We start from the raw sequence: 281 nt of genomic DNA on the forward strand, positions 1-281 counted from the left end.
AAGCTTTCGCTCATTGAAACGGAGTTACTTAAACTCTCACTCATTGAAACGGAGTTGCTTAAGCTTTCACTCATGCTTACTGAGTTACTCAAACTCTCACTCATTGAGACTGAGTTACTTAAGCTTTCGCTCATTGATACCGAGTTGCTTAAGCTTTCACTCATTGAGACTGAGTTGCTTAAGCTCTCGCTCATTGAGACTGAGTTACTTAAGCTTTCGCTCATTGAAACGGAGTTGCTTAAGCTTTCACTCATGCTTACTGAGTTACTCAAGCTCTCGCT

1 pseudogene is annotated in these 281 nt (G+C 41.3%); it reads left to right on the forward strand.

From position 1 onward, the window contains the following. Positions 1 to 281, forward strand: a pseudogene (locus LMB56_RS10590) (hypothetical protein); the annotation flags it as partial.

This window comes from Limosilactobacillus reuteri (assembly GCF_020785355.1).
Classification (GTDB): Bacteria; Bacillota; Bacilli; order Lactobacillales; family Lactobacillaceae; genus Limosilactobacillus; species Limosilactobacillus reuteri_I.